This is a genomic window from Burkholderia sp. Bp9015 (assembly GCF_003853505.1).
GTDB lineage: Bacteria > Pseudomonadota > Gammaproteobacteria > Burkholderiales > Burkholderiaceae > Burkholderia.
This window is the reverse complement of the sequence record NZ_QTPZ01000051.1, coordinates 18,958-45,537: the sequence shown is the minus strand read 5'-3', so window position 1 is coordinate 45,537 and position 26,580 is coordinate 18,958. Positions and strand designations below refer to the sequence as shown.

Genomic DNA, 26,580 nt, shown 5'->3' with positions numbered 1-26,580 from the left:
GAGTCGGCGGGCCGCGCTTCGCAGCTGCCGCCGTTCCCCTGAGTTCGTCGTCCCGCGACGCTTCGAGCGGCGAGCCGGCGACGCGTCAAGGAGGCAAGCGCGGGGTGTGGTGCGGGATGGAGCGCAGCGACTGACACGGCCCCGCGCGCCTTGACGCGGTAGAGGTCGACGCTACGGTCGCGGGAATGGACGACGAACGAGGGGGACGGGGTTGTCGACAGTGCGTGTCACGTGACGAGCGTGAACGCCCCGCGCGGCGAGCGCGCTATCCGAGCGGCGCGACGCCAGGAGCGATGCGAGGCTGGTGGGGATGGCCTGCGCCGGGGCAAGTCCGCGGGACGCGGCGCCGCCCCAAGAGCGGGAGCGTCTGGTCACCGGGCCGCCGCGTGCGCGGCTTGCGTGACGGGCGGCATCGCCGGCCGGCGCGAAAGGTGCGGCGGCCCGGCTGGCTCCCCTGTCGATTCCATGTAAAAAGCCCGCCGAAGCGGGCCGCCGTTGGCTGACGCAGCACGCTCGCTAGCCGAAGTACCAGATACGGCACTGGTCGAGTGCGTCACGCGTGAAGCTCCACCGGTAGCTGGACTCGAGCTCATCGCTAGCCAGGATGCGCTCGAACAGGTTGAGCAGGCGCACGCACGCGTTGCCGACGTGCGAATCCGCGTCGCACGACATGATCTCCGGGTCGAGGCCTACCCAAAGCTGGGGGTTGATCTTGTCCCTCACGGTGCCGGGTGTTGGCCTCGATTTATCGGTCATCATCGCCTCGAACCTTACGCATCAATCGGAGAGTTGTGGCCGACGGTAAATCCCCTTCACGGCGGCCGAACCCCGTAATGGTCGCGTCGACGTTCGCCGCGAAAAAGCGCACCGTCGTGTCACAGAGACGCGCGTCGAGAATCCCGGCATCTGGATAGAGCCGGTCCAAAGTTCCCAACTGACGCAGAACGAGACGGCTGATATCGTTCCATGTCCTACGGGGCGCGCATCGCCAGGCGCGGAGGGCGTCGGTCACGATGGTGACGAGCAGCACTCGAATCTGCGCGCGGCGAATCGGCTCCTCTGTATGGAGCGGCAACGTGAGCGGCAGCGTCACTCTATATAAAATGGCTTGGTTCATGATCGTTGCTTTGGAATACGAGCGCCGCCTGCGACGCTCGCGAGTTCAATCACTTTCAACGCAATGTGTTGGCCACTTACAGCTCGGACCACGCAAGATCTGCCTTGGTCGCGACTGCGCCGCCGAAAAGGCGCTCGACCTGATACCGGATGCGCTCACGCGCACCGTCGATGATCAGCGTGCCTCGGCCGAAATAGCGTCCCAGTAACGCACGCTGTTCAGCCGCCAGCAGCTTGCCGCGCCACTTCCCGGTGCATTGCCCGGTTCGGTTGACGAGGAAAAGGCCGAGCTTCGCTGCCTGTTCGTGCTGGTTCGGCTGTACCGTCAGCACGGGCATGGGGTCACGATCCACCGGCGCGAGGTGCGCATCTCGGTAGGTGCGCTTGTACTGAGTCGGCCCGATCGCCAGCCCCCAATCGACGGTGTGCTGAATGCGTTGCCGTGCTTCCGACGGCGACCGGACGACAACCGAATCGTATGCACGGCCACCGTGCGACTTACGGATGTTGAAGAACGGAACGCCCGGCCGCGATTCGAATCGCTCGACATCGATCTGATAGTGACCATGCTTGCCACCGCCTTCCCATCGTTCGACCAGTTGTGCGGTCATGCTGCCTCCACACGACGGCCGAACAGCATCAGCGCAATTGCTTCAAGGCGTGCGGCGGTATCGATAAGCGCGTTGTCGTCATCGGCACGCACGGTGATGTAGTTCGATGCGTTCCGGGGGCGTCCGGCCGCATCGCGCGCGACGTGCACGATGCCGACGCCGGCCGCCTGTACGCCGCGCCGGACGTATTCGGCAAAGGTCGGTGCCTCTCCCTGCTCGTTGTCGATCTTGCGCATGCGCTGCTGCATGCGTTCGATCTTGCGCACCGCCGCGCGCAACTCGCCCAACTCCGGGTTGACGCTGTTCAACACGACGCGATGGCCGAATGCCGCTGCATGGTCCCGATTGACGTGGGCGCGCAATTCGATCGTACCCAGATACTCGTAGCCCACCGCGCTAACCACCGCGCGCTGAATCTCAGCGACGAGCTCGATCACGCTGTGGTCCTGTTCGACGTACAGCAAGGCATGCAGTTGGGGTTTCGTTGCGCGTCGTGTCATGGCATAGCTCCTTTGATTTTTGCTGACCGGGCCCCAAGATTTGGAGCCCTTCGTAGGGGTTTCCTTTCGGCGGACGCTGACCCGGTTCGCAGCGTTGCCGCCGTTCCCCTGAGTTCATCGCCCTGCGACTCCGGCAGTCCGAGGAGGCATGGCGTCAAGGAGGCAAGTGCGGGGTGGTGCGGGATGGAGCGCAGCGACTGACACGGCCCCGCACGCCTTGACGCGAAGCTGACGAGGACTACGGTCGCAGGACTGGGCGATGACGGGGGACGGCGCGTAACGCGTGAGCTGCGATCGCGCGAAAGGCCCGCGCGGGCAGCGCCTATTCGCGCAGCGCAGCGGAGCGACTGGATTGGGCGGCAAGCGCCGGGCGAAGCCCTGGAGCGGCCCCCTTCCTTTCAACCGGTTCGTGGCAAGCGGGCTTGTCACGAACCGGCTGGATGGCGACGTCGGCCCCGCCGACCCGGGGCGCTTGTTACGAGCGAGCCAACAGGAATCGCATGACCTGGTCGCGCGTGCGGAGTGTCACGGCAACCCACTCCTTCCAGCATGCGATGCCACTCATACAGGCGACCGGATCGGCGACGACGACGAACGGCGATGGGAGGTCTATCCGGTATTCGACGATCGTGTAGCCGTCGTCGGCCAACTTGCGCACATCGGCCAGGTCGATTGTTTGATTCATCATGGTTGTCCTCGTGGCGGGATTGAGATCGCCCGACACAGGTGTCGGGCACTGCGACTCACTGCTTATGCGGTGCAAGCTGCGATGCGTTCGTAGAGGTCGGACGCATCGAGGGTCACCGATCGAACGGGGGTGAAAAGCGACTGGGACTTCCTGATCACCTCGCACTCGGCGATCTGAACCAATGCAACGAAGTCTTCCAGGCCGAGCGATGGTCCCGTCGAAGCGATGCTGACGATCCCCTTTTGGGCTTCCCGGTAGGCCCATGGCGTGATCTGAATGTCGAGGGATGCGATCCGCTGCTCGCCGCGCCAAACGCCTGCTCCAACGACGGTGTACTGAAGCCGGGCCATGCGGGCGCGCAGTGCCGTCGGGTCCACGTGCGTAACGCATTGCCGACCGGCGTCGACGAGGTAGCAATCGAGATCACGGGTAAGTGCAAGCGCCGCGTCGAGCTCGTCATGCATCCTCGGATGGTGACCGAGCTGAACAAGATGCGTCCCGCTTTCGCGGACGATCCAACCGTAGGTCCCTGTCGCACGGGTGCGAGAGAGGTAGGCGCGATCGTGCGAGTAGAAGTCGGCCCGGTAGTGCTGCAGTCGGCTGTCAGGTGCATCAATGATCCGGCTCATCGCCTCGAACACACGTTCAACGCGCGCCTCAATGGGCGATACCGGCGACAGCGTCAATTCAGCTTGCATTTGCGACTCCTGAAGGAAGTGGTGAAGGGCTGACCGGAACCTTAGATTCCGAGTCCCGGCGTGAAGGGTTCTGGAGAGTCGACGGGCCGCGCTTCGCAGCTGCCGCCGTTCCCCTGAGTTCGTCGTCCCGCGACGCCTCGAGCGGCGCGCCGGCGACGCGTCAAGGAGACAAGCGCGGGGTGTGGTGCGGGATGGAGCGCAGCGACTGACACGGCCCCGCGCGCCTTGACGCGGTAGAGGCCGACGCTACGGTCGCGGGAATGGACGGCGAACCAGGGGGACGGGGTTGTCGACAGTGCGTGCCCCGTGACGAGCCTGGACGCCGCGCGGCGAGCGCCCTCTCGCGCAGCGCGCGCATGCGCCGCGGAGCGACACTTCTTTCCGGCAGCGCCCTTGTGCAAGGGCGGTGAACCGATCTCAGCGTTGGGCCTCGACGCTACCGAAGCAGGTCCTCGAGGCTCAGGTGTTCGGACGCCTTGCGGGCCGCGTCCAGCGTTTCGTGGGAGGCCGAGAACATGTCGGCCTGCCGCGACGCGGCATCGAGCGGCGGGAGCGACAACGCGAAGCGGCTCGCGCTCGTGCCGTCGATACTATTGGCGCCAGCTGCAGCACTGATCCGAATGCGGCGAACCGAGTTCACTCGCCCGACGTGCAGGTAGCAGTTGCGTCGGCGAGCGACCGATCCCCATGCTCCCGCGGTCGCCTCTTTCCAAGCGGTTGACCCTCCAACGAAGACGCCGACGACTGGCGACAGCAAGTCCCGAACGTCGTCGATCTCCATGCCGTCCTGAACCGCGATCAGCAGCTGGCCTGGAAAGCCCCGCAACCGCTCCAGCCACGTCAATGAATAGTCGAGCGACCGCAGGCCCCCGGCGACGATGTCCGGCACCACCACCCAGTCGGCCCCTTGTCCGACCCTGTCGAGCGCATGCAAGAAGGCCGCCTCGTCGAAGGGCCGGCCTTGCTGGAACGCAGTCCAGGCACCGTTGTCGAGCGCGTACCGCATCCCCTCGGTGCGCAGCACGCCGGTCGCGGAAACAAGCAGTCGCCAGTCCGCGGCCCGGAGCGCCGCGAGATTCCGCTTCGTTCCGGTCCGGCTTGCATACCCGATCAGCGCCCCACGGTGCATGGTCAGGCGTTCGTCGATCGACAGATCGTCGTCCGCCGCCCCATCCACGCAGTAGTACTGCGAGTACGCCGTAACAGCCTGGGCCCATCCAATTCGATCGCCAAACGCATACGGCCGCGCCCAGGCCGGCAGGGCTGACCCGACCTCGGTAGCGGGTAATTGGTTGCACAGCGTGTCGTCTTCATGGTGTCGATTTCGCATAGCGGCTCCTACGATCATTTGCTCAAGCCGCGAACGGCAGGTCGACCTGGGCGCCGGACGTCGTTGCCTTGTGCGCCCAGGCCGCGCGTGCTGGCGCCGGCAATGCGCTATATCGCACCGCGCGACCGAGCAGATCCGTGACGTCATAGTCGAGCGTCAACCCCAGCCGATCCTTGAAGTCGGTCCGGCGCGCGATATCGTCGTGTTCTCGTTGCTGTGCACTTGCCAAGGTCAGCGTGCCGTAGTTGAGGTACCACCGGTACCCCGCCGTGATGCCGCCCGGGAAGAAGCCGCGGTCGTGCATTTCAACCAGACGTTCGAACTCGAAGTCGAGGATCATTTCGGCCGATTCCTCGTCGACCTCGAATCTCTTGCCGGTCGTGACCTCCCAAGTGGTACGCCCGTCCCTGAAGTGAAGAATCTTGCGGGCGCACGGGGAGTCTTCCGTCAACGCCTCAAACAGTGGATCTCTAAACCCGGTCCACTGGTCTGCGGTGTCGTCCCAGTCCTTGCCGACATGCAGGAACATCGGTTCCGGCATCGGTTGCGGCGCCACTGGAATCAGGTCCGGCACGTCGTAGCGGACGCCGTTGATGTGGATATCGCGATAGTCAGCCCACACGGCGAACGGCGCAGCCAGGCCCTGAAGCGATTGCATGGCATCGACGGCGATCATCATCGTCAGGGGCAAAGTCTGGAACTTCGGCTTCGATCCGGCCCGCTTCGCGCGCACCAGTTCGTCCCGGTCGATCGTCATCATGTAGCGCACGAGTTCGCGCACTGTGGCTGCGTTGAAGGTGTCCGGCTCGACGCAGATGTACCCCTCGTGGATCGTACGACCGACCCAGTTCCGGCGGTTCCAGTCGTACCGAATCGAGCGGATGAACTTGTTGAGTCGATTCAGTCCACGCGCGTACGCATAGCGTTCCTCATCAAAGTTGATCATCTCTTCGAGCGAGCGGTCCTCCGCCTGCTGGCATGCCCAGCATCCGGTCCTGGCGGAGCAATGGCCGCGGCGTTTTCGCTTCCCGGCCGTTGCCTCTTCAAATGAAAGGTCGGAGACGATCGCGCAGCTGCTGTTTCCAGCGTGTGCGTAGATCCGCGACGTTTCCCGGAAGTCGGTGTAGGTCGAACGGAGACCTGACGTCACTTCGCCGATGTACTCCCAGACGTCTTCAGTTTCCCAGTCAGCGATGACACAGAGCGTCAGGTCGCCCTCATCGTTGCGCACCGGCGTCTCAGCGCGGTCTCCACGAGCTTGCATCCCGGCGTTTCGCTTTGTGCTTTCCGCAAACCTTGACCCCAGGCACACGACCGGTTCGGCATACCCCTGCTGTTTCGCAGCGCGGGCGAGTTGGTTTCGGAAGACTCTCGACGGCTCGATCTTGAGGCTTACTGAGCAATCCGAGTTCGTTCCGGCATAGCTCGGTAGCGCACGTCCACTGAGAATGGTGACCTGCCAGGACGTGGCCAATGATGGCGTGACGGTCTGCACATGGACACCGAAGTTGTGCTCTTTGCCATACACAAGCATCTTCGCCAGCTCGCGTTGGGCATGCTCAGCCATCTCGGGCGACTCGATGCCCGTGTCGGCGGTAACGACGCAGACAAGCGCCTCCCCCCCATCAGCCGCGTGTCGTCGTGCTGCTTCGAGTGCGAGGGCGACGACGACCCCACTATCCTTGCCGGCGCTGAACTGGCAGATCGCGATTCGGCGCTCTTCGAACAGCTGGCGCAAGGTCGCAACGGCCCGCTCGACCCGTTGATCCAGCGTCGGCCGGATTTGATGAAGAGGAAACAATTCGATCGTCTGCATGGTCGCTCTGTCCGCACGTTGCTGATGGCGCCGGGCCCGTAGATTCCGAGTCCCGGCGTATGCCGTTCTGTCGAGTCGGCGGGCCGCGCTTCGCAGCTGCCGCCGTTCCCCTGAGTTCGTCGTCCCGCGACGATCGGAGCGAGGACCGAAGCAGCGTCAAGGAAAGACGCGCGGGGTGGTGCGGGATGGAGCGCAGCGACTGACACGGCCCCGCACGCCTTGACGGTGCGCAGGCCGCAGGTACAGTCGCGGTGATGGACGGCGAACGAGGGGGACGGGGAGGTCGGGAGCGTCAGGTCGCGCGCGAGACGGAACGCCGCGCGGCGAGCGCCCTTTCACGCGGCAAGCGCGAGCGCGGCCGCGTGACACGATGTGGGTTTTTCGGTGCGCAGGACGGTAGGACGGCGCGTACATCGGATACCGGCGCGCGGTACGGGTGGACTGGTGAACCAGTCCGCCGCGCGGCGGCTGATTCGGATTGCGGATCCGCGGCTAGAAGCGCCCGGTGATCTTCGGCTCGACTACCGCGTAAATCGCTGCGGATTGCTCGGGGGTGAGTCCGCTGGTGAGGGCATAGGCGATGCAGCCCAATGCGAGATTCTTCAAGTCAGCCTCGAGCGCACAAACGTCGAATAGGCTGCAGATCATGTCGGGGTGCACGATAGACGCGAGCACGTCGAGCAGCGACTCGCTACGACTGTCGGTGCTGGCGTCGAGGACAGCTAGGGCATCAACGAAAGGTTGTGGAAGTGTTCGGGTCATGACACTGCGGGAAATGGCCCGGCAAGTATACTGGCGCCGCGTACATCACACCACCGCGGGCTGCAGATCCCGAACGGTCACAGAAATTAATTTAAACCACCTAATTAAGTGGAAAATATTTTAAGCGTGTGTTGCAAAGCGCCCTGTTGTACGGTTTAATTACTGGACCCTGACGACCAGGGCCATCTGTAGCAGTTCTCTTTCCCAAAGGCAGTCGAAGGCCCGCGCAAGCGGGCCTTTGGCTTTGTGCGGCCACCATCGTCGTTGAGCTATTCTGGCTGCCGCTGCGGCTCACGACGGGCCTCACACTCGACGATCGCGGCCCTCGCGATCGCTTGCGCCCGGTGCGCGATGCTGCATCGGACCGCCTTCAAGCTGATTGGCCGCCGGGCCTGCTCGGCGGTCTTGCGTTGGCCCGACCTGCTTCCCGACCATTCGCTAATGGGCCCGCTGACCGGTTGCCACCGCTTCAGGCCGCGGATCCCTGTTTGCCCCTCACCGACCTCGCCTAGACGCTCTATGCGCGTCCAAGGGCCGAATATCCAGTGAGGAACCCCCTTCCCTGCAAAACTTGGGGTAGGCGATCGCTAACTGATGTCGGGTCCCGGCAGTGGGCGAGCCCACGAGCGCGTTGATCACCGGGGTGGCGTGCCACCCCGGTGATCTTTTACGCGCACTTAGGGGCTGGCGGGCCGTAGGCACGCCGGCGCCTTAGTGCCTGCCGCGCGTATGCGTTGGCGGACCGTGGGTTTTTCGTTTCCAAGCCCCGTAGGGGCCACGATATTGCAGTTGGGGGGTGGGGCCGGGTGGGTGGGGCCGGCTTTAGCCGGCGAACCCGGCCGGGGGGGCTCCTTGGAGCCCCCCCTCACCGAGGGTGGGGCCGTTCCATCCCGGAGTTAAAACTAAGTTAAAAAAATCGGTTAACCGCGCGCGCGTTTACACGCCGGCAAAAGGCCGGTGGATAAGGCATACGGGGCCATCGGGTGGTCCGATAGACACGTGGCCGGTGGTGCAAAAGACGCGCTTCGAGGGGGCGATAGACGCGCACGGTGGTGCAATAGACGCACAGCATGCCGATTTATCCACAGAATCCGTGCGGGTGGTCCAATAGACACCACAAAAATTCGCCGGACACATGGCATATGCGTGCCGCTCCAACGCATTCCGTGGCTGGGTGCCTTACTGCGTAAGCCATTGAAAGAATGTTGCCTTCTGCCTCGGTGGTGCGATCGACGCGCCGACCGGTGGTGTGATCGACACTTCAGCGGGCCTTCAATCGCGCGAGAAGGTGGCGTGATAGACGCCTCATCTCAGTGGTCCGATAGACACCCTGTCGAGTCGTCACGCGGGCATTGCATCGCTCAATCCGCGGTGGTGCGAAAGACGCCCTGAAGCAATCCCATCACGAAGCGGTGATCCTTCTGGTCGGATCGGTCATCACGCCGCGGTTGCCTTCGCACGCGAGCGCGTTTGCTTTGGCTGGGCGGCCTGAAGAAACTCTTTCCATTGTTCCGGTGCAGCGGAATTGATTTTTTCGATCGCGATTGCCTTCGCCGCCTCGATCGACCCTTCCATAATGCGGCCGATGCTACGTCCCGTCTCCACGTCGGATACCGCATATAGCGCAGGAGATGCAGGTTCAGCGAACGTGCTTCGGTGTACCGCCCAGGTTCGACCTCGATGCTCGAACGGGATGCCGATCGTTTCAATCCAGCGATCTTCGTGCAGTGCAATGTAGAACAGTACGCCCTCGACGCGCTGCACTGGGCGATTCTTTGGGGTGTTCGACTTGGTCATTTCTGGTCTCATTCTCGGGCAGCCCATACCCTACGGAGGGGGCGCGCGATGGCGATTGCAGTTCCTTTCGCCGGCGCGCACCGGTTCGCGGCGAGCAGGTTCGGCGTACGGGTCCGCGTATGCGCTCTAGCCGATCTCTCGATACATGGCCGGTCCGCCGATCAAGCCGACCGCAATCAGTTCACTTCGACCGTAGTTGCGTGACTCCTTCCGTAACTCGTACCCATTTTCATCGTGATGGAGCCGCCGAATGTGTTCTCCGACTGTCGCAACTTCGTCGCGGACTGCGGCAAGGTCTCGCATCACCAGATCTTGCGGTAGCGTATGAAGGCATTCGAGTAGAGTCGGCACGATTAACCTTGTTCCTGCTGAATGTTGAAGTTTGCCGCCGCGTAGGCCGCGTTGCAGTTCCAGACCTCCACATTCTCTCGATAGAAAAACGCCCAACCGTCTTTGACGATAACGCGTGCCTCGGGATATACCAGACTGTGTCCGTTCGCGGCAGCGGACAGGGGGTTGCGCTCCCTGCATGTTGCCCTGTACTGGCCATCGGCCAAGGTGTCTTTTTTCACGGTTACTCTCATTTCGCCCGTTTGCCCGGTCCACATTCTCACTTTGGCGACTGTTGGTGAGTTTTCTCTTCGTCGCTTTCGAAGATGCGTGTGCCGGTCCTCGCATGCTCGACCCAGACGCGCCAGCCGTTCTGAGCAACCTTCTCGGCATCTGCCATTGCGTCCGCCCGCGTTCGAGGGTTGTCTGCCGCGTCGATCACTTTCTTGAACAAGCGCGGGTTGCCCACGACGTACTTCAAGTTCCAGATTTTCTTTGTCATCGATCTATCCTCGGTAGCCCAGTACACGTGCCGCTTGTCGAATTCGAGCAGCGGCCGCTTTTGGACTATCCACTACCTGTGACCAATCGCGATGCCACCAATCGATCACGGCGGCCGCGTCATGCACCGTTCGCGCGGCCAGGACATCCCGGATTTCGTCAGCGACCTCCTCCCACCACATCGGTCCTTCGGCATCGCTCGCGCGAGGATCGACGGACCGTCGATAGATCGCCTTTGCGACATCGACTGGTATGCGTTCGATGCTCTTCCGCTGCTCGTTCACGGGCTACCCCTTGATCGTGATTTCGACCTGATCGGGTTCGACGCCGAATGTCTTCGCGAGCCCTTGCTTGGCTTCCGCGATAGTCAACGCACGCACGCCCTGTTCATCAGGGGCGTATTCGCCCGGGCTGGGCCACGCTTCCCACTTGACCTTCTTGAGGTCGATTCCCAGTTCGCTGAACACTTCGTAGTGGACCGGATTCGCACCGCCGGGCGTCCAGACGTCCGGCACGCTGATGCGCGCGTAGCGCGACATCGTAACGATGAAGCGATTTCCCTCAGGAATGACGCCGCTGATCTCGCCCAGCATGAACGCAGTGCCATGCCCTTCATCGCCTTGCTTCCAGTCCGACCGTTGGTTGCGCGTAGCGACCAAGTACCGGCACTTCGTGATCGAGTGCGCGTTCGCGCGCCAGTGACCGCACCCCCGTTCCTGGATCATCGTCTCGATATTCTTGCTAGTCAGGACCAGCATCGTATCTTTTTCCGCCATATCACCACCGTTACTTGTGTTGGTGAAACGTATAATAGGCCGGTTATTTGCCAATAACAAGCCTGTTTCTATTTTCTTATTCTCCGATAGTTCGGCGCGGCCGCAACCCACCGACGGCCGTCGGTCCGATCTCTGCGGCGAGAGTGCGTCATCGGGAGTTCCGAGTGTCGCGGCACATCCGCTAACATTTCGCTTCCGTGACCGTATCGATGAGGAACCGTGACCCACGCACTTCAGGAACTTCAAGCACAGCTTCGCGAGCTGAACCTCCGCCTTGCAGATGCAAAACGAGATGAGAAGCGCACGGCTCTCCAATCAATTGGCGAGCAAGTCGCGCTGTACGGCATCACTGAAGAGGAGTTGCTCACCGCGGCAGGCTTCCGCAGACCGCGCAAACGACGCGCGGCTGCAAAGTACTATGACCCATCGTCGGGTAAGGAATGGTCAGGATTCGGGCCGCCTCCGAAATGGCTTGAAGGCAAGAACCTCGACGACTATCTGGTCGATCGAGCGGCGAAGCCCTGGTGGCCCGAAAAGGGAGCGTGACGTTCGGCGATCCGGTTAAGGATCGGGAGTAAGGTCGCGACCCGGTAGGAAAGCTGGATCTGCTGGGAACGCTATCTGAATCGATGGCATGACGAGCCCGCGCAGCCATGCGTCCAGTGCCTGCATGCGTGGTCATCGGCGGCGTCAGGATCCCGCATTAAGCGCTGTCAAAAGAGCGAGCCATTGCTCGGTGTTCCCTCGATTGGCGTTTTGCGTTTCGACGCCCGCGGTGCAACTGCAACCGCATATTCGTCGGGTGGCAGCAGCGACAGAAACGTGCGCGCGACTTCCGGGTCCTCGCAGTTCAGCCAGTCGTCGTATTGATCCGGACGCAGGATCACCACACCACGCTTTTCCTTGAACGTGCCATCGTCATTCAGGTGCCGGTGAAACTGGCGCAGCACCGGATGATCGTCAGCATTGACCGTCAACATGGACAGGCCGAACGTTTCGCCTCCGTCCGGCTCGGGCCAGCGGCGCCATATGCCGGCGACCGCAAACGGCTCGTCGTTCGCCACGCGAATGCCCCACCGCTCCGACTTTTGCTTCAGGACGGCATTGATGACGTCCGGCCGATTGGGCACGTCGAGATCCGGTAGCGCCGGATAGCGCGGCTCGAACACGACATCGGCTGGCAACAGCGCCAAGCGGCAATTCAGCCACGAATCCTTGAAATTCACCTTCTCGCCGACCGTCTCACTACGCGCGTTCATCGTGTCGAAGTCGTGGCCCTTGATCTTCGATCGCGGCCGGATGCCGAATGTCCCCATCAGCGACTCGCGACCGCCGTCGGCCGAGCGCCGGATGAAGGGGGCCGCGTAGTCGCGAAAGATCTCCGGCGGCCAATCAGCAGCCGGTGGATCGATCGCGAAGTGAGCCGCGTATCGGCTGCGCTGCGTCGCAACGTAATTCGTGCACATTCGAGCCCCTTTTTCTGCGTTCCCTGTCGATGATACGCCGCACGCCCAGCAAAGCCACCCGCGGCGGGATTCAGCCGCGCTTGCCGGCCGACGCGACACCGATTACGTGCCTGCGATCGTCGACGCGCTTCTGCATTTCCCAAAATTCGCGCTACACTAGCACTGTATGTTTATACAGTATTTTGTGAGCGACCCCATGAACCCCGCCCTCGCCCATCCGGAAGCCATACACCCGAGTCTCTGGAAGGCATCGAGCCTGCCCCGATCGAGCACGCGCGGCGTCGACACCGGTCATCCCGAGCTGTCGGCCGAACTGCCCGGCGGCGGCTGGCCGGCAGGCGCGCTGATCGAACTGCTCGCGCCGCAGCCTGGTATCGGCGAGCTTCGGCTGCTCGCGCCGGTGCTCGCGCGCGCGGCCGGCAAACCGGTCATGCTGATCCAGCCGCCACATGCGCTGCAACCGCTGGCGCTCGCATATTGGGGCATCGACCCGGCAGGCTTCGTGACACTGCCGGCGCCGCGCACGGCCGACGCGCTGTGGGCCGCCGAGCAGGCGCTGCGTGCCGGCACATGCGCTGCCGTGCTGCTCTGGCAGCCGCACGTCCGTGCGGACGCGTTACGCCGGCTCAATCTGGCCGCGCAAAGCGGCCAGGCGTTGTTCTATCTCTTCCGGCCGGTGGCCGCCGCGCGCGACGCGTCGCCGGCACCCTTGCGGCTCGCGCTGACGCCCAAACGCGACGGCATCGACGTCACGTTCGTGAAGCGTCGCGGGCCGGCACGCGACACGCCCCTGTTCGTTCCCTTGTCCCCCTCGCCGATTTTGTTGAACCGCCATGCAAGTCTGGATCGGCGTGCATCTGCCGCACCTCAACCTCGAAGTGTTCCGGCCGCGATCGCCGGCGCCGTCGCCTGACGATGCGCGCGGGCTCGTCGTGCTCGAGGGCGGCCGCGTCGTGGCGCTCGATCGCGCCGCGCGTGCGCTCGGCGTGGTTGCCGGCATGCGCCGCGGGGGCGTGCTGTCCCTCGCGCCGGACGCGCGGATCTGCGAGCGCGACGCCGCGCGCGAGCGCGAGCTCGTGCTCGGCGTTGCCTATGCGCTCCTGCAGTTCACACCGAGCGTCGTCGACGCCGAGGAAGCTGTGGTGGTGCTCGACGTGACCGCGAGCCTGCGCCTCTTTCACGGCATCCGCGCGCTGCGCCAGCGCGTGCGCGACGTCGTCGCGTCGTTCGGCGTCACCGCGGCGATATCCGTCGCGTCGTCGGGGCCGGCCGCGTGGATGGTTGCCCGCGGTCTGCGCGGCGGCCTCGCGCTGTCCGCGCGATCGCTGCGCCGCGCACTCGCGCGCGTGCCGCTCGTCGTGGCGCCGGACGCCCGGCGCTACGCGAACTGGTTTGAGGATCTCGGCTGCGAAACGCTCGCCGATCTGCAGCGCTTGCCGCGCGCCGGGCTGAAGAAGCGGTGCGGCACGCAGCTGCTCGATTGGCTCGACCAGGTCGCCGGCACCGCGCCGGCCGCCTACGACTGGCTCGAAATGCCGCCGTCGTTCGACACGCGCGTCGAGCTGATGGACCGTGTGGAGCATGCCGAGGCGCTGCTGTTCGTCGCGCGCCGGCTGATCCTGCAGCTGACGGGCTGGCTCACCGCGAAGCAGCTGGACGTCGCCGCGTTCGCACTGCTGCTCGAGCATGAGCGCGGGCGGGACGCGATCGCGCCGACCGAGATCGAGATCGGGTTGGGCGCCCCTACCCGCTTCGAGGAACACCTCACGCGGCTCGTCAAGGAACGACTCGGCCACGTCGAGCTCGCCGGGCCCGTGATTGCGGTGCGCCTGATCGCCCGTAGCGTCCAGGAAGCGGCTGCGCCGAGCGACTCGCTGTTCCCGGAGCCCGGCGGCACGCCGCAGGATCACGCACGGCTGCTCGAACTGCTGACTGCGCGGCTCGGCGCCGAGAACGTGCTCGTCCCGGCTCCCATGGCCGACTACCGTCCAGAGCCGGCCGCCCGATGGGTACCGATGCGCGACGCGCCGAAGCCGTCGCCGCTGCCGGCAGATCTGCCGCGCCCGGCCTGGCTGCTTGCCAAGCCGGTGCCGCTGCTCACGCGCCAGCATCGCCCGTTCTACGGCACGCCGCTGCGCATGGTATCGCCCGGTGAGCGCATCGAAGGTGGCTGGCAGGACGGGCAGACCGTGACGCGCGACTACTTCGTCGCCGAGGACGACAACGGCATCTGCTACTGGATCTACAAGGAGCGGCCGACGGCCAGCGACGAGAGCGAAGCGCGCTTCTTCCTGCACGGCCTGTTCGGCTGATCCATCATGAACGCCGGCAATTTCGGCGCCCTGCCCGCCTACGCTGAACTCCAAGTCGCAAGCGACTTCTCCTTCCTGCACGGCGCGTCGCGCGCGGAGGAATACGTCGCGCGCGCGGCGCAGCTCGGCTACAGCGCGATTGCGATCACCGACGAGTGCTCGCTCGCCGGCGTCGTGCGCGCGCACGTCGAAGCGAAGGCGGCGAACATGCCGCTGATCATCGGCTCGCACTTTCGGCTGACGGCCGCCGACGGCTCGCCCGCGCTCGCCTTCACCGCGCTGGCGATGAATCGCGACGGTTACGGCAACCTCTGCGAGTTCATTTCGCTCGGTCGCATGCGCAGCAAGAAAGGCTCGTACCGGCTGGCACCGCTCGATCTCGAGCACCCGGAAGCGCCGTACACCCACCTGCGCGGCCTGCCCGACTGCATCGCGATCCTGTCGCCCGACTTCCCGGCCAATGAGCAGCGCCTCGATGCGCAGGTCGAATGGTTCGCGCGCGTGTTCGGCGATCGCGCATGGATCGCGCTGACGCTGCACGCACGCGCCATGGACGACATTCACCGCGGCGTGGTCGAGCGCGTCGCCGCGCGCTACGGCGTGCCCGTGGTGGCCACCAGCTGGCCGCTCATGCATGTGCGATCGCGCAAACCGCTGCAGGACGTGCTGACGGGAATTCGCGTCGGTCGGCCCGTATCGGAGTGCGGGTACGAGCTCGCGCCGAATGCGGAGCGTCACCTGCGGTCGCGTCTGCGGCTCGCCAACCTCTATCCCGCCGGCGCGCTCGAGGAAACCATCCGCGTCGCGCGGCGCTGCACGTTTTCCCTCGACGACCTGAAGTACGAGTATCCCGACGAACTGGTACCGGCCGGCAGCGACCCGGCGACGTACCTCCGCGAGCAGACCTACATCGGCGCGCGGCGGCGCTTCCCCGCCGGCATCCCGGTCGACGTCCAGGCGCAGATCGAGCACGAACTGCAGCTGATCGCTGACCTGAAGTACGAGGCGTATTTCCTGACCGTCTACGACATCGTGCAGTTCGCGCGCGAGCAAGGCATCTTGTGCCAGGGACGCGGCTCGGCTGCGAACTCGTCCGTCTGCTACTGCCTCGGCGTGACCGAGGTCGATCCGTCGCGACAATCGATGCTGTTCGAACGGTTCATCTCGAAGGAGCGGAACGAGCCGCCCGATATCGACGTCGATTTCGAGCATCAGCGTCGCGAAGAGGTCATGCAGTACATCTACCGCAAGTACGGCCGCGATCGCGCAGCGCTGACGGCCGCCGTCACGACGTACCGGCCGCGCAGCGCATTGCGCGAAGCCGGCAAGGCGCTCGGCGTGGATCCGGCGATCGTCGAGCGCGTGGCGAAGCAGCATCACTGGTTCGACTCGCGCGCCGATCTGCTGCAGCGGTTTGCCGAGGCCGGCCTCGATCCTGAAGCGCCGCTGAACCAGCAGTGGGCCGCGTTTGCCGCGCAGCTGCTCGGCTACCCGCGGCATCTATCGCAGCACTCGGGCGGCTTCGTGATCAGCCGCGGCAAGCTCACGCGCCTTGTGCCAGTCCAGAACGCGAAGATGGTGGATCGCTCGATCATCCAGTGGGACAAGGACGACATCGAAGCGCTCGGCATCCTCAAAATCGACGTCCTGGCGCTCGGCATGCTGTCGATGGTGCGCCGCGCGCTCGACATGATCTCGGAGAAGCGCGGCGAGACGTTCGAGTTGCAGGACATCCCGGCCGAGGACAAGGCGACCTACGACATGCTGTGCGACGGCGACAGCATGGGCGTGTTCCAAGTGGAATCGCGCGCGCAGATGTCGATGCTGCCGCGCCTGCGGCCGCAGTGCTTCTATGACCTGGTGATCGAAGTCGCGATCGTGCGGCCGGGCCCCGTGCAAGGCGGGATGGTGCATCCGTTTCTCCGCAGGCGCCAAGGGCTGGAGCCCGTCACGTTTCCATCGGAAGGCATGGAGAAGGCGCTCGCGCGCACCCTCGGCGTGCCGATCTTCCAGGAGCAGGTGATGCAAGTCGCGATGCTGGCGGCCGGCTTCTCGGCCGGCGAGGCCGATCAGCTGCGCCGCGCGATGGCGGCATGGAAGCGCAAGGGCGGATTGGAGCCGTACCACGAACGTCTGGTGAGCGGCATGCTCGAGCGCGGCTACGATCGCGAGTTCGCGGAATCCATCTTCGCGCAGATCAAGGGCTTTGGCGAATACGGCTTCCCGGAAAGCCACGCGGCCAGCTTCGCGCTGCTTGTCTACTCGAGCGCCTGGTTGCGTCGACACGAGCCGGCCGTGTTCCTGGCCGCGCTGCTCAACAGTCAGCCGATGGGCTTTTACACGCCGTCGCAGTTGCTGCAGGACGCGCGGCGCCGCGGCGTTGAGGTGCTGCCCGTCGACGTCAACGTCAGCACATGGGATTCGGCGATCGAAGGGCCGACGACGTCGGCGCCCGTGCGTCTCGGCTTCTCGCTGTTGCGCGGCATGCGCGAGGACGTCGCCGGCCGCATCGAGCTCGCACGCGCAGCGCGACCATTCGTCGACGTCTCGGACCTCGCGCGCCGCGCGCAGCTCGATCGGCACGACCTGCAGGTGCTCGCGCGCGCGAACGCACTTCGCTCGCTCGCCGGCGATAACCGGCGCGACGCGCTCTGGCTGGCCGCCGCCGCCGTGCCTGATAGAGATCTGCTGCGCGGCACCGAACGTGACGACGCGGTGCCGGCATTGCCTCAGGCATCGGAGGGCCACGAGATCGTGACGGACTATCGCGCGATGGGCTTCACGCTCGGCCGGCATCCGCTGGCACTGCTGCGCGATCGCCTCGCGCTGGATCACCTGCAGTCGGCCGAGCAGCTGGCGACGTTGCGCAGCGGCCAGCTCGCGCGCGCGTGCGGAATGGTCACGGTTCGGCAACGGCCGGGCACGGCGAACGGTGTGCTGTTCATGACGCTCGAGGACGAGACAGGCACGGTGAACGTGATCCTCTGGCCCGGTCTGTTGGAGAAGTTTCGGAAGGAAGCACTCGGCGCTGCGCTGCTCGCTGTCTATGGCGTATGGCAGGCCGAAGGCAAGGTGCGGCACCTGATCGCGCGCAAGCTCGTTGATCGGTCTGAGCTACTCGGGGAACTGCCGACGACGGCGCGGGAGTTTTGCTGACAGGTCGACGTACGCGAGTATGTCCGCGTTGGTTGCGCGAACAGTCGGTAACCCCTTAGTCGTCTGCGACGGGCGGACCGATGTCTGTGATTTGTACCGTCTCAAATCTGAATGTACAGCCCCCGATTGCATCCGTAACGAGCTCAGGGTCTCGCAGATCGAGTGGGGAATGGGCATCCTGAAGCGTTCGCAATAGGTCACTCGCCCTCAATGCCTTGACGTACTCTCCCCGATTCGGGACTAGGTAGTCGTCGACTTCCAGTCGGGTAATGCCCAGTCTTTCACAAATATGAATGTAGGCCGTTGACTTGCCTGCCTGCGGACAACCATCAAACGTGACGAGCCCCGCCCGCACCGACCGGATGATTGCTTCGAGCGCATCCAGCGAATGTACTTCCGCGCGCGCGGGCCTCATTTCGTTTTTCTCGGTCAAAACAGGCTCATCTGCCGCGGGTCGCGCGCCGGAACCTTGACCGGGATCACGTCCTTTGCCGCCCTGCGCATGCGGGCGATCAGCGGGACGCCCAAGCCGTCGACGGTCAACCCAAAACCGTACGCTTCGATATCACCGCGCTTCAGCTTTGGAATGGGCTCCCATGTCGGCTTCCATCCAAGTCTCGCCGTCCGAGCGAGCAGTTGATGCTTCGTCAAACCGGGAACGCAATTCGCGACGAACAGCGCCAGCGGCTTCGGCACCGCCTCGGGTATAAAACTAGGCGGGAGTGCGAACGAAACCAAAATCAACGTCGTAGCCATTCCTGTCTCCAGGACAAAGGGGGCGAAGTTAGGTTAGCAGACCATCACCGTAGTCTATGACTGTCCGGCCGGTGGCATCACAAACAGGCGTTCGTCCCACACGACCGGTTGCGAATCGGTCACAACAATCCGCGACGCATCGGGATGCGCTGGATTCACCAGCACATTGAATTCGGCGCGGGCGACAACAGAGGGGACGATCAGGATTGCCGTGCGCGCTTCGGTCAACCATGCGTCACCGAAGCGGCGGGCAAATTGCGGCGCCGGCGCATCCCAACCTGCCGGCAGCGACTCGGCCGTATGGCGCTCGACTGCCACGTCATCGGGAACAGTCCCCTCGACCCATCCGTGGGTCTTCGGGACCTTTCCGATGCGTGCGTGCACCAACACTTCCAGCATCGCACCGGCAAAGGTCAGCGCCGCGTAGATCACCGGCCGGCCAGGACTGTTGAACCGCCCACCGACCAGCATCGCGCCAGTCCCGCTCCACACCGTGTGCCGCGTATCCGCTATCCGATACAACTTCATGCCGGAAGCCCGTAAAAGAGCTTCCACAGCAACTCTTCGACCCGCCGAGCGCCCAACTCACTCAACGCGACATCCAGCGGCGCGCGCCCCTCGAGCTCTGGATGAGGCGTCGCCAGGAACTCCCGCGCGTCTTCCTCATCGTTCCATGCGTAGGTGGCGGAGGCGACGATTCGGGCAAGTCGCTCGGTCTTTTCAGATTCATCAGGCGTGAGCCGATCCCGGCGGCGCTTGTAAGTGGCCTCGGGAATGATGCGTGCCTGGAGGGCCCGCCTGGCGTCCGCGCCGTGGGTTGCATGTTCGACGCCGGCGCGCAAAGCCGACTTCGGCAAACCGTCGCGGACCCGGGCTTCGAGTTCGGCGAGCGAGTGCGGGATCGGCTGAAGCTCCATCACGCCGGCCACCGCTTCAGGGGTAACGAGCAACATGGGAACGCCCTCAAAAGGTATCAAGTGATACCCGATTATAGATCACTTGATACCAAACGCAAGCGGAAGGGGGAAAGCACCACCTGTAGAGGGCGCCCCGGAAGGCCTGTTGGTGGCGGAGAGGGCTTATGCAGCGGGGATCAATTCGTACTGGGAGACGTCCTGTGCGTCGGAATCCCATCGGCGCAGCGCGTAGTACCACTTCGAAAGCTTCTTGGACAGCAATTCGCGATGAATGCTCGCCGTGAGCTGCTCGTCTTGCCGGCGATTGTCTCGATCGCACCGGAAGAACACCACCATCGCCTTTTCGTCGTCGAGCGCAATGTGGAACTCGGGCAACTTGTCGGCCTTCATCGCCTCGACGAGATCCCGGCGAAAGTACTTCAGCGCCTGAGCCGAACCAGACTTCCCATACAGTTTCTCGAGGCCAATTTTGAACCAGAGCTTGTCGCCGCAATGCTTCTTGGCCAGGTCGTACAGGCGCCGCTCAAGCCCCTGGCCGAGGTCGAAGTAGCCGGGATGCAAGGTGAGGATGCGCCGGCTTAGCAGCAAGTCGTATGTCCAACTCGACAACACCAGCTCGACCTCAAGCGCACCCTTCCTGTTGGCGGTATAGCTGATCACCGTGTACTCCTGGATCAGCCCGTACCCGCGCAACGTCTCGTGAATCCCCGATTCGTTCGCGCCTGGCCGCGACGTGTCGAAATTGGTCTCGATGATGGTGCCCTTCAACCGTCGGCAACTATCGACGATCCGTTCGTACGAGGCGCCGCCGGTGCTCCGACGGGTGTACTTGAGAAAATCGCGCACCTTGAATCGGACTCGGCGCGAAACCGGGATATCAGCGTCCGCCGCTTTGCAGATCAACGTGGCCGCGTAGACCAGCAGATCCTTGTCGAAAATATTCGCCGCACCCACCCCGCTGGGGATGATCCTGACGACTTGCTCGCCGTTGCGGTAGACGCGCACTCGCGCGTCCTTTCCCTTTTGCAGCGAAAAGAGAGGAAACTCAAGAGAATGAAGGTCCTCGCGGGGCTTCCAAGAGAGATCAAGCTGCTCGCCGAAGAACAGTTCCAACTGCTCCGGGTCGAAATCCGCTTCCTCCGATGACATGACCTCGTCGACGTTGCCCGACGTCTCGCGCAGCGAGGCGCCTTGGCCGCGGTTCAGTGGCGGTCGCGTCATCATGGGCAATTTACCGGCCCTTGGCCCCCTCGGTGAGTAGCTGTTCTCGGTGTCGACTGTACTCATTCTCTCCTACATTCCCCGTATTTCATTCCAGCTTGCTGGTCTGCGTGCCGAGATTCTTGATCAGGGCGGCGACTGCCGACTGGACTTTATTCGTGTCTTTCGATCGTTGCGCCTTCGCCAGAAAGCGCGCGAGCGGTTCGATCAGCGTGCTCGGAACCTCGAATCCCTGCTTCAGCCAGACGAGGACGTCTGCATCGGTCAGCTCCGAGTCCTGGAGTGCCTCGTAATAGCGCTTCACCAGCTGATTCACGCGTTGCCGGGAAACCCCGAACTTGGCCGCAACTTCTACCGCCGCTCGCCCCTCTACGATCACGGCGCGCGCGATATCCCGAGTGGCATCGTCAAACGGTCTTGTCCCGAACTCGCGCGCATGATTCCGCATGGCGGAGTCCAATGCTGAAAAATTCTTCGCTGAAAGGCGGAATGTAGCCAAGGTTGCAATCCGAATAGGTTGACAGGCAACGAACTGACGCCTGCCCGCCTCGGTCCGTTGCATTACAGCGCCCAATCGTTCGGCGCCAGAGGATGAATTTCGCGGTCGGTATCGTACCCGAAGTCATCTGGCAGAACGCCGGGTCGCCGGCACGGATGCAACCTGTTCAGCAATTCGAGTGGTCCGCTCGAATTTATTTCAGCATTGAACCTGTTTATTATTTTACCCGCTGTTTCGTTCCCCATGCCAGCCAGCGCTGAAGCCGCGAGGTCCACGAAGCAGACCCACAATCGCCAGTCAATGTCCTCCGGCCCCACGCCAGCCGCGGAAAGATCGGCCTGCAGCTTGCGAACACGCTCAACTGACCCGGTGCCGATTTCGTAGATTTCCTCTACTCGCCAGACCGACGAGTGCCGGGGTTCAGCCGCCGACGCGTGCTGAACCTTCACTCGCGCCGGCGAGCGCGGGGCTTCGGTCGATGCTGCCGAGACGGGGGGCGAAGGTTCGCGTGCGCTGCCAGCGTGGTCGGCGGACTGCTCCGCCCCACCGGCATCGGAATCCAGGTGATCCAGACCAGCCCGTGACGACTGCCGGTCGTCGGTTGACCTCGCGCCCGACGCGCCCGCTTCCTGAACGGGCATGCCCGGCTGAGCGGGCGCCGGTGCCGCGGCTGCCGTCACTTCCGACGTTGCATCGCTCGCCTGTTTCAACAGGCCCAAGCGTGCATCGAGTGTCAGCCGGCCGATCTTCTTGCCCGCGCGCATCTCGGCGGCAAGCTCTTTCGCCGTCGCCGCGCAGCTCGCTTCGATATCGGCCATCTTGTTGGCCGCCTCGACGTCGTCGAACAGGTTCTCGTCGAACAGGGCACGAGTGACCTCCCCGTACCGCTGGAATCGCAAATGCTTCGAGATCCACGAAGCGCTACGCTCCTTGCCGTTCGGTGCAGCCCAGATGTGAGCCGCCTCATCCCGGCCGTACAGCTCCACGTCGGCCGCGAGGCCGACTGCCGTCTCCCTCACCGAAAGTGGCTTCCGATCGATGTTCTCGGAGACCTGATACTTCCGGATGAGCACGTCGGGGGTTCCGGCAGGGAAAATCTTCGCCTGGATCTCGGGCCAACTGTTCAGGATACTGGCCCGAAGCCGTCGCTCGCCTGCGACGAGCTCATATTCCTCCGTGCCTTCGATCGCCCGAACCAGGATCGGCGTATGGACGTGACCGATCACGAGCAATCGCTTGGCGAACTCATCAACATCGGCAAAATCATCCCGAACTTGAGGCTTTGTCCGAACCTTGCTGATTGCGATGACCTTGGTCACCGCACCGGTCGCCTGCTCGATCTCCGCCGCGCGGGTCGCGCCGCTCGCCGCGCGAGTCAGCGCCGAAATGGAAGCAAACTTCCCGCTTGGTGCATGCTGCATTCAACGGCCCCTATTTATGCGTTATTAACCTACAGACCGATGCGGTCAAAGATGCTGCCGCAGACTGCCTGCATTTCCCGTGCAGCAAGTCGATCGCTTTCTCCACGTCTACGCGCCCACACTGGCTGGAAGCTCGTCAACCGAACCCCCGCGCGATCACGTAACTCGTGCTCAATCACCGCGTCGTCAAAAGCGTTCCGGACCGTCGTTCGGATCGATTGGTCGTCAGCGCGACGCAGATTCACCTTGTTGAGCAGAACACCCACCAGTTCGAGAGCCGGGTTCCACTCCTGCTTGACGAGCTCAAGCTTCTCTGACGTGCTGAGCAGGCCCGACATGCTGTCGATACCGAGGTCGGTTGGAATCACGACATAGTCCGCGCAGATCATCGCGCCCAACACGAGATTGCTCATCGTCGGCGCGGTATCAATCACGCAAAGGTCGAATTGATCCGACAGTGCATCCAGCGATTCGCGGGCCCGCTCCGCCGTTTCAAGCGGCCACGTCATCACGTCTTCTAGCTCGGGTGTCGCGCCGATTAATCCCGACCCGTCGACGATTCGCATCGGATTGACGGCTCGCTCGCCCTGGTAGAGCAGATGCGCACTCGCACCAGATGCAACATCCGGAAGCCCCAGGTGCTCCCACGTCAGCGCCGCCCCCATCACCGATACCCCAGATTGCGCCGTGAGTTTTCGGTAAAGCATCGACCTCGTCAGGTTGCCCTGAGGATCGAGATCGACCACCAATACACGGATCCCGCGCTCGAATGCGCTGTAGGCCAGGTGCCGCGCAATCGTCGTTTTACCGGTGCCGCCCTTGCGGTTCACGATACTAATTTTCTTCATCGCCACCATCTCATGCGCAAACCACTGCTTCAACCGGCTGGAATACCCGGCCCAGCGTATAGAAGACGGCCAGCCAGTTCGCCGCGTAGACGTTCACTCGCGTACTTGCCACGCTGAAGTGAGTGCCCTGTTGCAGGCGCGTCACGCGTGCCGTGCATTGGGTAAGGTCGACGTTGAAGCAGATGCAGGATTGCGATTGACCATGGGTGCCCCCAAGATCTTGCGCGATCTCGATCGCGAGATGGCCATCAACGCATTCGTCGATCGTGCAATGCACCGCCATGTCCCCTGGAATGCGCGGTGGTGCAAACCGCGTTTGAGACGCCCCGCCCCCAAGACCTGGAATGAGGTCGACAAGAAGTCGGTAGATGCGGGATTGCACGGTGCTCGACATTTGGTTCTCCATTTTTTTGGTTTGCCCGTTTTTTCCGGCGATGGCACATCGCCGGCCTCGTAGTGCTTTCATCTTATTATTAGATACATTGACGGTCAACATATCTAGCTTGGTATTGACCCAAACTGTGCGTCGCTAGATGCGAAAGTGTTGGAACGCGGCGACATGGGACGATGCCTGATAGCGTCAATGCCACCGCTCGATAGAAAATTTAAATCACCCCCGTAGGTGATCTATTTTCGCATGCGAAACGATATCGCACCAAGCTTTCGAGATCGAATAGGCCAGTGGCACGTCCGAAATGCCCTCCACGCTCGAAGTCCACCCCGGGTCGAAATGCCTTCGAGGACCCCAGCCCCTCGGCGCAACATCAGCAGCGGCGGCCGACGGTTCAGGGGAGAAGAGAGGCCGCGTCACCCTGTAAAATGGGGTCACATTAATAATCGTAAGCGCCCGCGGTGGGATCATATCCGATCTAGGTCAAAATGGCCTTTTGATTCGGGTCGGGGGAGCATTCGCCTATGCCCCGGTCCATCCCGATTACCAGCGAGCGCTACCAGCGCCTTCGCGATCAACTGATTGCCATGCGCATGCGCGCCGGTTTAACGCAAGTCGAACTCGCGAAACGTTTGCGCATCGACCAATCGAACTTGTCGAAAATTGAGCGTGGCGAGCGCTACGTTGATTTCCTGACCTATCTGGACTGGTGCCGCGCCTGTGGTGCCTCACCTACGGCATCGGTACGCAGATTCGTTGATCAGGAAGACCGCAACGTTCCGATCGGCACGCTCCGGGCCAAGCTGACACGGCGAACAGCATTGCGCCGAAGCACGCCCAATGTCCGCTATGATAGTACGCGCCGCGTACCACGTCACAACGCAATGTCGACGCTCAATCAGCAGGATTTCTTGAAGGCAGCAAAGGACCAGCTCGGGATCACTTGGGATGAGTTTGCCGCGGCAACCAATATCAGCCCGCGCGCCCTGAAAACCTACCGCATGCCCGACTCGTCGAAGGACTTCCGGCCGCTGCCCAAGCTGGCACGGACTGCGGTAGAGCAACTCCTCTACGAGCACAAGAACAAGCGCCCGTCAATTTGACATGGTACGCCGTGCGTACCATACTCGATCAACATTCCCAAAGCCGAGAACGATCAATGACTGAGCCAACTCGAGACGCTTTTCGCCCGATCAGGGAACCTGCTCGAAGTATCTACGATGCCCTGATTAGGGAGGCAACGCACCGCAAAGCGCGGTCTGTTGCTGAATGGCTTGCGGCCGAACGCGAAACAGTACATCGGGAATCAGTACGCCAGGCACAACGACTCGGTCTGCATCCGCCTACGATCAAAGAAGTTGAGCACGAAGAGCGGCTCGCAACGGGCCACAGCGATTACGCCGCGAAATGGGCGCAGGGTATGGCGCAGGCGATGTACAACGGGCGATAGAAAGGCGCGGCGCGTAAGTCCAGGCAGCCGTCCAACGCGCGTCAGTCGCGACAGCAGTCGAGGCGAAATGTTGCGCCCCGCAAAAGCATAACCACAACCTGCGAGATCGGCACTATGGCCGGCGAACTTCATAGGAAGCTGGTGAGCCTCGGCGAGAATTGGCTCAAGCGGCAGGGTTTTGCCGTCGTCGCCAGCGAGATCACCACTAGTAGCACGAGAGAGCAGCCAGACGTAATCGGATTTCGATCAAGCTGCTCCGCAGTAATCGAAGCGAAGGCGTCGCGCGCAGACTTTCTTGTTGACGCACGCAAGCCACATCGGCAAGCCGGGGGGCTGGGCCTCTACAGGTTTTACCTCTGCCCGCCTGGCATCATCGAGACCGCTGAACTGCCATCTCGATGGGGGCTCTTGTATGCAAATGGACGTGGTATCCAGGACGTCGTCCGACCGATTGGTAACGGATGGCCTGGATCCGGCACTGAATGGGGCAACTGGCGAGATTTCCAGCATGACGTCGACGCCAATGCAGAGCGCGGCGTGCTGTACTCGATTGCGCGCCGTCGATCGTTATCACGATCAGACGATCTCTATGAGAAGCGACTGCAAGACGCGACGCGCCGGGGCGACAGAATTGCACGCGAGAATGTCGAACTGTCCGAGCGAGTCCGAAAGCTAGAAATCGAACTTTACCTGGCGAGTCGGGGGCTCTCCCCGGAAGCGCCGCCATCGGAACCGGGCTCGGGACCGATCGCCAACCGCGCCGGCGTTTCACGGCGTGAATCACGCACTAAGGGAGAGCGATAACGCATTCCAGTTTCGTCCAGCGGTCCATATTCACTTCGTCGTGCGTGAATGCGATCCATGCCCCATCCGGATAGGAACACAAGCACAACGAGTTGTCGGTCGACAGTATCTTGTCCGCCTCGGGCGACCAGTCCTGCCCTTTCGCAAGCATGGACTTTGCAAGTTCGACAATCTCTGGGGTAACTAGCGTAACGGGTCGCATGGTTTCGATCACGTGGTTCAAACGGCAACGGTTCCTATTCGTGCCCGCGCAGCTGATCGAGCGAATCAGTCAGCACATCAGCCGCGCTGGCATGCAGCTCGGCCGTGGCGTCATCCAGAACGCCACCTGACGGCATCTGGCGCGACTCGGCGACGTCCCGAAGGGCGTTGATTGCAAGTCGCAGGGCATCCGCTAACGTCAATTCGGCCATA

28 protein-coding genes and 1 pseudogene are annotated in these 26,580 nt (G+C 63.0%); 6 read left to right on the top strand and 23 right to left on the bottom strand.

Annotated elements, in window-relative coordinates:
* Positions 1-516 precede the first annotated feature (516 nt).
* From DIE12_RS34735 to DIE12_RS34665, 13 genes are all read right to left on the bottom strand, one after another.
* Positions 517-756 carry a hypothetical protein gene (locus DIE12_RS34735; RefSeq protein WP_124551552.1) on the bottom strand — a complete coding sequence of 80 codons (240 nt, stop codon included), beginning with the start codon at positions 754-756 and terminating at the stop codon, positions 517-519.
* On the bottom strand, positions 746-1,117 hold the full coding sequence (locus tag DIE12_RS34730) for a hypothetical protein (RefSeq protein ID WP_124551551.1): 372 nt from the start codon (positions 1,115-1,117) through the stop codon (positions 746-748). The genes DIE12_RS34735 and DIE12_RS34730 overlap by 11 nt, the downstream gene beginning before the upstream one ends.
* A gap of 76 nt (positions 1,118-1,193) precedes the next feature.
* Positions 1,194-1,727, bottom strand: coding sequence for a hypothetical protein (locus DIE12_RS34725; protein ID WP_124551550.1), 534 nt, complete (start codon positions 1,725-1,727; stop codon positions 1,194-1,196).
* Positions 1,724-2,227: a hypothetical protein gene (locus DIE12_RS34720; protein ID WP_124551549.1), complete on the bottom strand. Its 504-nt coding sequence runs from the start codon at positions 2,225-2,227 to the stop codon at positions 1,724-1,726. Before DIE12_RS34720 ends, DIE12_RS34725 begins: the two co-directional genes overlap by 4 nt.
* A gap of 475 nt (positions 2,228-2,702) precedes the next feature.
* Positions 2,703-2,915, bottom strand: a complete 213-nt coding sequence (locus DIE12_RS34715) for a hypothetical protein (protein WP_124551548.1) — start codon at positions 2,913-2,915, stop codon at positions 2,703-2,705.
* Between the two features lie 62 nt (positions 2,916-2,977).
* Positions 2,978-3,613 (bottom strand): hypothetical protein, encoded by a 636-nt coding sequence (locus DIE12_RS34710; RefSeq protein ID WP_124551547.1) that lies wholly within the window; start codon positions 3,611-3,613, stop codon positions 2,978-2,980.
* Between the two features lie 436 nt (positions 3,614-4,049).
* Positions 4,050-4,943 carry a hypothetical protein gene (locus DIE12_RS34705; protein WP_260429073.1) on the bottom strand — a complete coding sequence of 298 codons (894 nt, stop codon included), beginning with the start codon at positions 4,941-4,943 and terminating at the stop codon, positions 4,050-4,052.
* Positions 4,944-4,965: 22 nt separating this feature from the next.
* Positions 4,966-6,759 carry a phosphoadenosine phosphosulfate reductase family protein gene (locus DIE12_RS34700; RefSeq protein ID WP_124551546.1) on the bottom strand — a complete coding sequence of 598 codons (1,794 nt, stop codon included), beginning with the start codon at positions 6,757-6,759 and terminating at the stop codon, positions 4,966-4,968.
* 492 nt (positions 6,760-7,251) lie between these two features.
* A complete protein-coding gene (locus DIE12_RS34695; RefSeq protein ID WP_124551545.1) occupies positions 7,252-7,521 on the bottom strand; it encodes a hypothetical protein in 270 nt (89 codons plus the stop codon).
* 1,437 nt (positions 7,522-8,958) lie between these two features.
* Positions 8,959-9,318: a hypothetical protein gene (locus tag DIE12_RS34690; RefSeq protein WP_124551544.1), complete on the bottom strand. Its 360-nt coding sequence runs from the start codon at positions 9,316-9,318 to the stop codon at positions 8,959-8,961.
* 353 nt (positions 9,319-9,671) lie between these two features.
* Complete coding sequence (locus tag DIE12_RS34680) at positions 9,672-9,890, bottom strand: hypothetical protein (protein ID WP_409364556.1); 219 nt, start codon at positions 9,888-9,890, stop codon at positions 9,672-9,674.
* A 38-nt stretch (positions 9,891-9,928) separates the two neighbouring features.
* On the bottom strand, positions 9,929-10,150 hold the full coding sequence (locus DIE12_RS34675; protein WP_124551541.1) for a hypothetical protein: 222 nt from the start codon (positions 10,148-10,150) through the stop codon (positions 9,929-9,931).
* A 286-nt stretch (positions 10,151-10,436) separates the two neighbouring features.
* Positions 10,437-10,907: a hypothetical protein gene (locus DIE12_RS34665; RefSeq protein WP_124551539.1), complete on the bottom strand. Its 471-nt coding sequence runs from the start codon at positions 10,905-10,907 to the stop codon at positions 10,437-10,439.
* A gap of 237 nt (positions 10,908-11,144) precedes the next feature.
* On the opposite strand from DIE12_RS34665, the gene DIE12_RS34660 reads away from it, so the two are divergent.
* Entirely contained in the window at positions 11,145-11,471 is a 327-nt protein-coding gene (locus DIE12_RS34660) for an H-NS family nucleoid-associated regulatory protein (RefSeq protein ID WP_124551538.1), read from the top strand.
* A 167-nt stretch (positions 11,472-11,638) separates the two neighbouring features.
* Here DIE12_RS34660 and DIE12_RS34655 read toward each other — a convergent pair whose 3' ends face one another.
* Positions 11,639-12,391, bottom strand: a complete 753-nt coding sequence (locus DIE12_RS34655; protein ID WP_124551537.1) for an SOS response-associated peptidase family protein — start codon at positions 12,389-12,391, stop codon at positions 11,639-11,641.
* Between the two features lie 196 nt (positions 12,392-12,587).
* Between DIE12_RS34655 and imuA the strand changes: the two genes are divergently transcribed.
* From imuA to DIE12_RS34640, 3 genes are read left to right on the top strand one after another with little or no spacing between them, the layout of a single operon-like run.
* Complete coding sequence (gene imuA / locus DIE12_RS34650) at positions 12,588-13,304, top strand: translesion DNA synthesis-associated protein ImuA (RefSeq protein ID WP_124551536.1); 717 nt, start codon at positions 12,588-12,590, stop codon at positions 13,302-13,304.
* A complete protein-coding gene (locus tag DIE12_RS34645) occupies positions 13,225-14,703 on the top strand; it encodes a DNA polymerase Y family protein (protein WP_185641255.1) in 1,479 nt (492 codons plus the stop codon). The genes imuA and DIE12_RS34645 overlap by 80 nt, the downstream gene beginning before the upstream one ends.
* 6 nt (positions 14,704-14,709) lie before the next feature.
* Positions 14,710-17,859: an error-prone DNA polymerase gene (locus DIE12_RS34640; protein WP_124551535.1), complete on the top strand. Its 3,150-nt coding sequence runs from the start codon at positions 14,710-14,712 to the stop codon at positions 17,857-17,859.
* 429 nt (positions 17,860-18,288) lie between these two features.
* Here DIE12_RS34640 and DIE12_RS34635 read toward each other — a convergent pair whose 3' ends face one another.
* The 8 genes from DIE12_RS34635 to DIE12_RS34600 all read right to left on the bottom strand — a co-directional run bounded on the left by DIE12_RS34635 (position 18,289) and on the right by DIE12_RS34600 (position 23,915).
* Positions 18,289-18,615: a hypothetical protein gene (locus DIE12_RS34635; RefSeq protein WP_124551534.1), complete on the bottom strand. Its 327-nt coding sequence runs from the start codon at positions 18,613-18,615 to the stop codon at positions 18,289-18,291.
* A gap of 54 nt (positions 18,616-18,669) precedes the next feature.
* Positions 18,670-19,143: an RES family NAD+ phosphorylase gene (locus DIE12_RS34630; RefSeq protein WP_124551533.1), complete on the bottom strand. Its 474-nt coding sequence runs from the start codon at positions 19,141-19,143 to the stop codon at positions 18,670-18,672.
* Positions 19,140-19,568: an antitoxin Xre/MbcA/ParS toxin-binding domain-containing protein gene (locus tag DIE12_RS34625; RefSeq protein WP_124551532.1), complete on the bottom strand. Its 429-nt coding sequence runs from the start codon at positions 19,566-19,568 to the stop codon at positions 19,140-19,142. The genes DIE12_RS34630 and DIE12_RS34625 overlap by 4 nt, the downstream gene beginning before the upstream one ends.
* A gap of 126 nt (positions 19,569-19,694) precedes the next feature.
* Entirely contained in the window at positions 19,695-20,756 is a 1,062-nt protein-coding gene (locus DIE12_RS34620) for a replication initiator protein A (RefSeq protein WP_260429072.1), read from the bottom strand.
* Between the two features lie 85 nt (positions 20,757-20,841).
* The gene (locus tag DIE12_RS34615) at positions 20,842-21,252 is read right to left on the bottom strand and encodes a transcriptional regulator KorA (protein WP_260429071.1); all 411 of its coding nucleotides are present in this window, start codon (positions 21,250-21,252) and stop codon (positions 20,842-20,844) included.
* 62 nt (positions 21,253-21,314) lie between these two features.
* Positions 21,315-22,673 carry a ParB N-terminal domain-containing protein gene (locus tag DIE12_RS34610; RefSeq protein ID WP_124551530.1) on the bottom strand — a complete coding sequence of 453 codons (1,359 nt, stop codon included), beginning with the start codon at positions 22,671-22,673 and terminating at the stop codon, positions 21,315-21,317.
* A gap of 29 nt (positions 22,674-22,702) precedes the next feature.
* Positions 22,703-23,521, bottom strand: coding sequence for a ParA family protein (locus DIE12_RS34605; protein WP_260429070.1), 819 nt, complete (start codon positions 23,519-23,521; stop codon positions 22,703-22,705).
* 10 nt (positions 23,522-23,531) lie between these two features.
* Positions 23,532-23,915, bottom strand: coding sequence for a hypothetical protein (locus DIE12_RS34600; RefSeq protein ID WP_124551528.1), 384 nt, complete (start codon positions 23,913-23,915; stop codon positions 23,532-23,534).
* A gap of 521 nt (positions 23,916-24,436) precedes the next feature.
* Between DIE12_RS34600 and DIE12_RS38835 the strand changes: the two are divergent.
* Positions 24,437-24,673, top strand: a pseudogene (locus tag DIE12_RS38835) (helix-turn-helix domain-containing protein); the annotation flags it as partial.
* Between the two features lie 803 nt (positions 24,674-25,476).
* Entirely contained in the window at positions 25,477-26,166 is a 690-nt protein-coding gene (locus DIE12_RS34585; RefSeq protein WP_124551525.1) for a hypothetical protein, read from the top strand.
* Between the two features lie 236 nt (positions 26,167-26,402).
* On the opposite strand, the gene DIE12_RS38315 is transcribed toward DIE12_RS34585, so the two are convergent.
* Positions 26,403-26,579: a hypothetical protein gene (locus DIE12_RS38315; protein ID WP_185641254.1), complete on the bottom strand. Its 177-nt coding sequence runs from the start codon at positions 26,577-26,579 to the stop codon at positions 26,403-26,405.
* Position 26,580 lies beyond the last annotated feature (1 nt).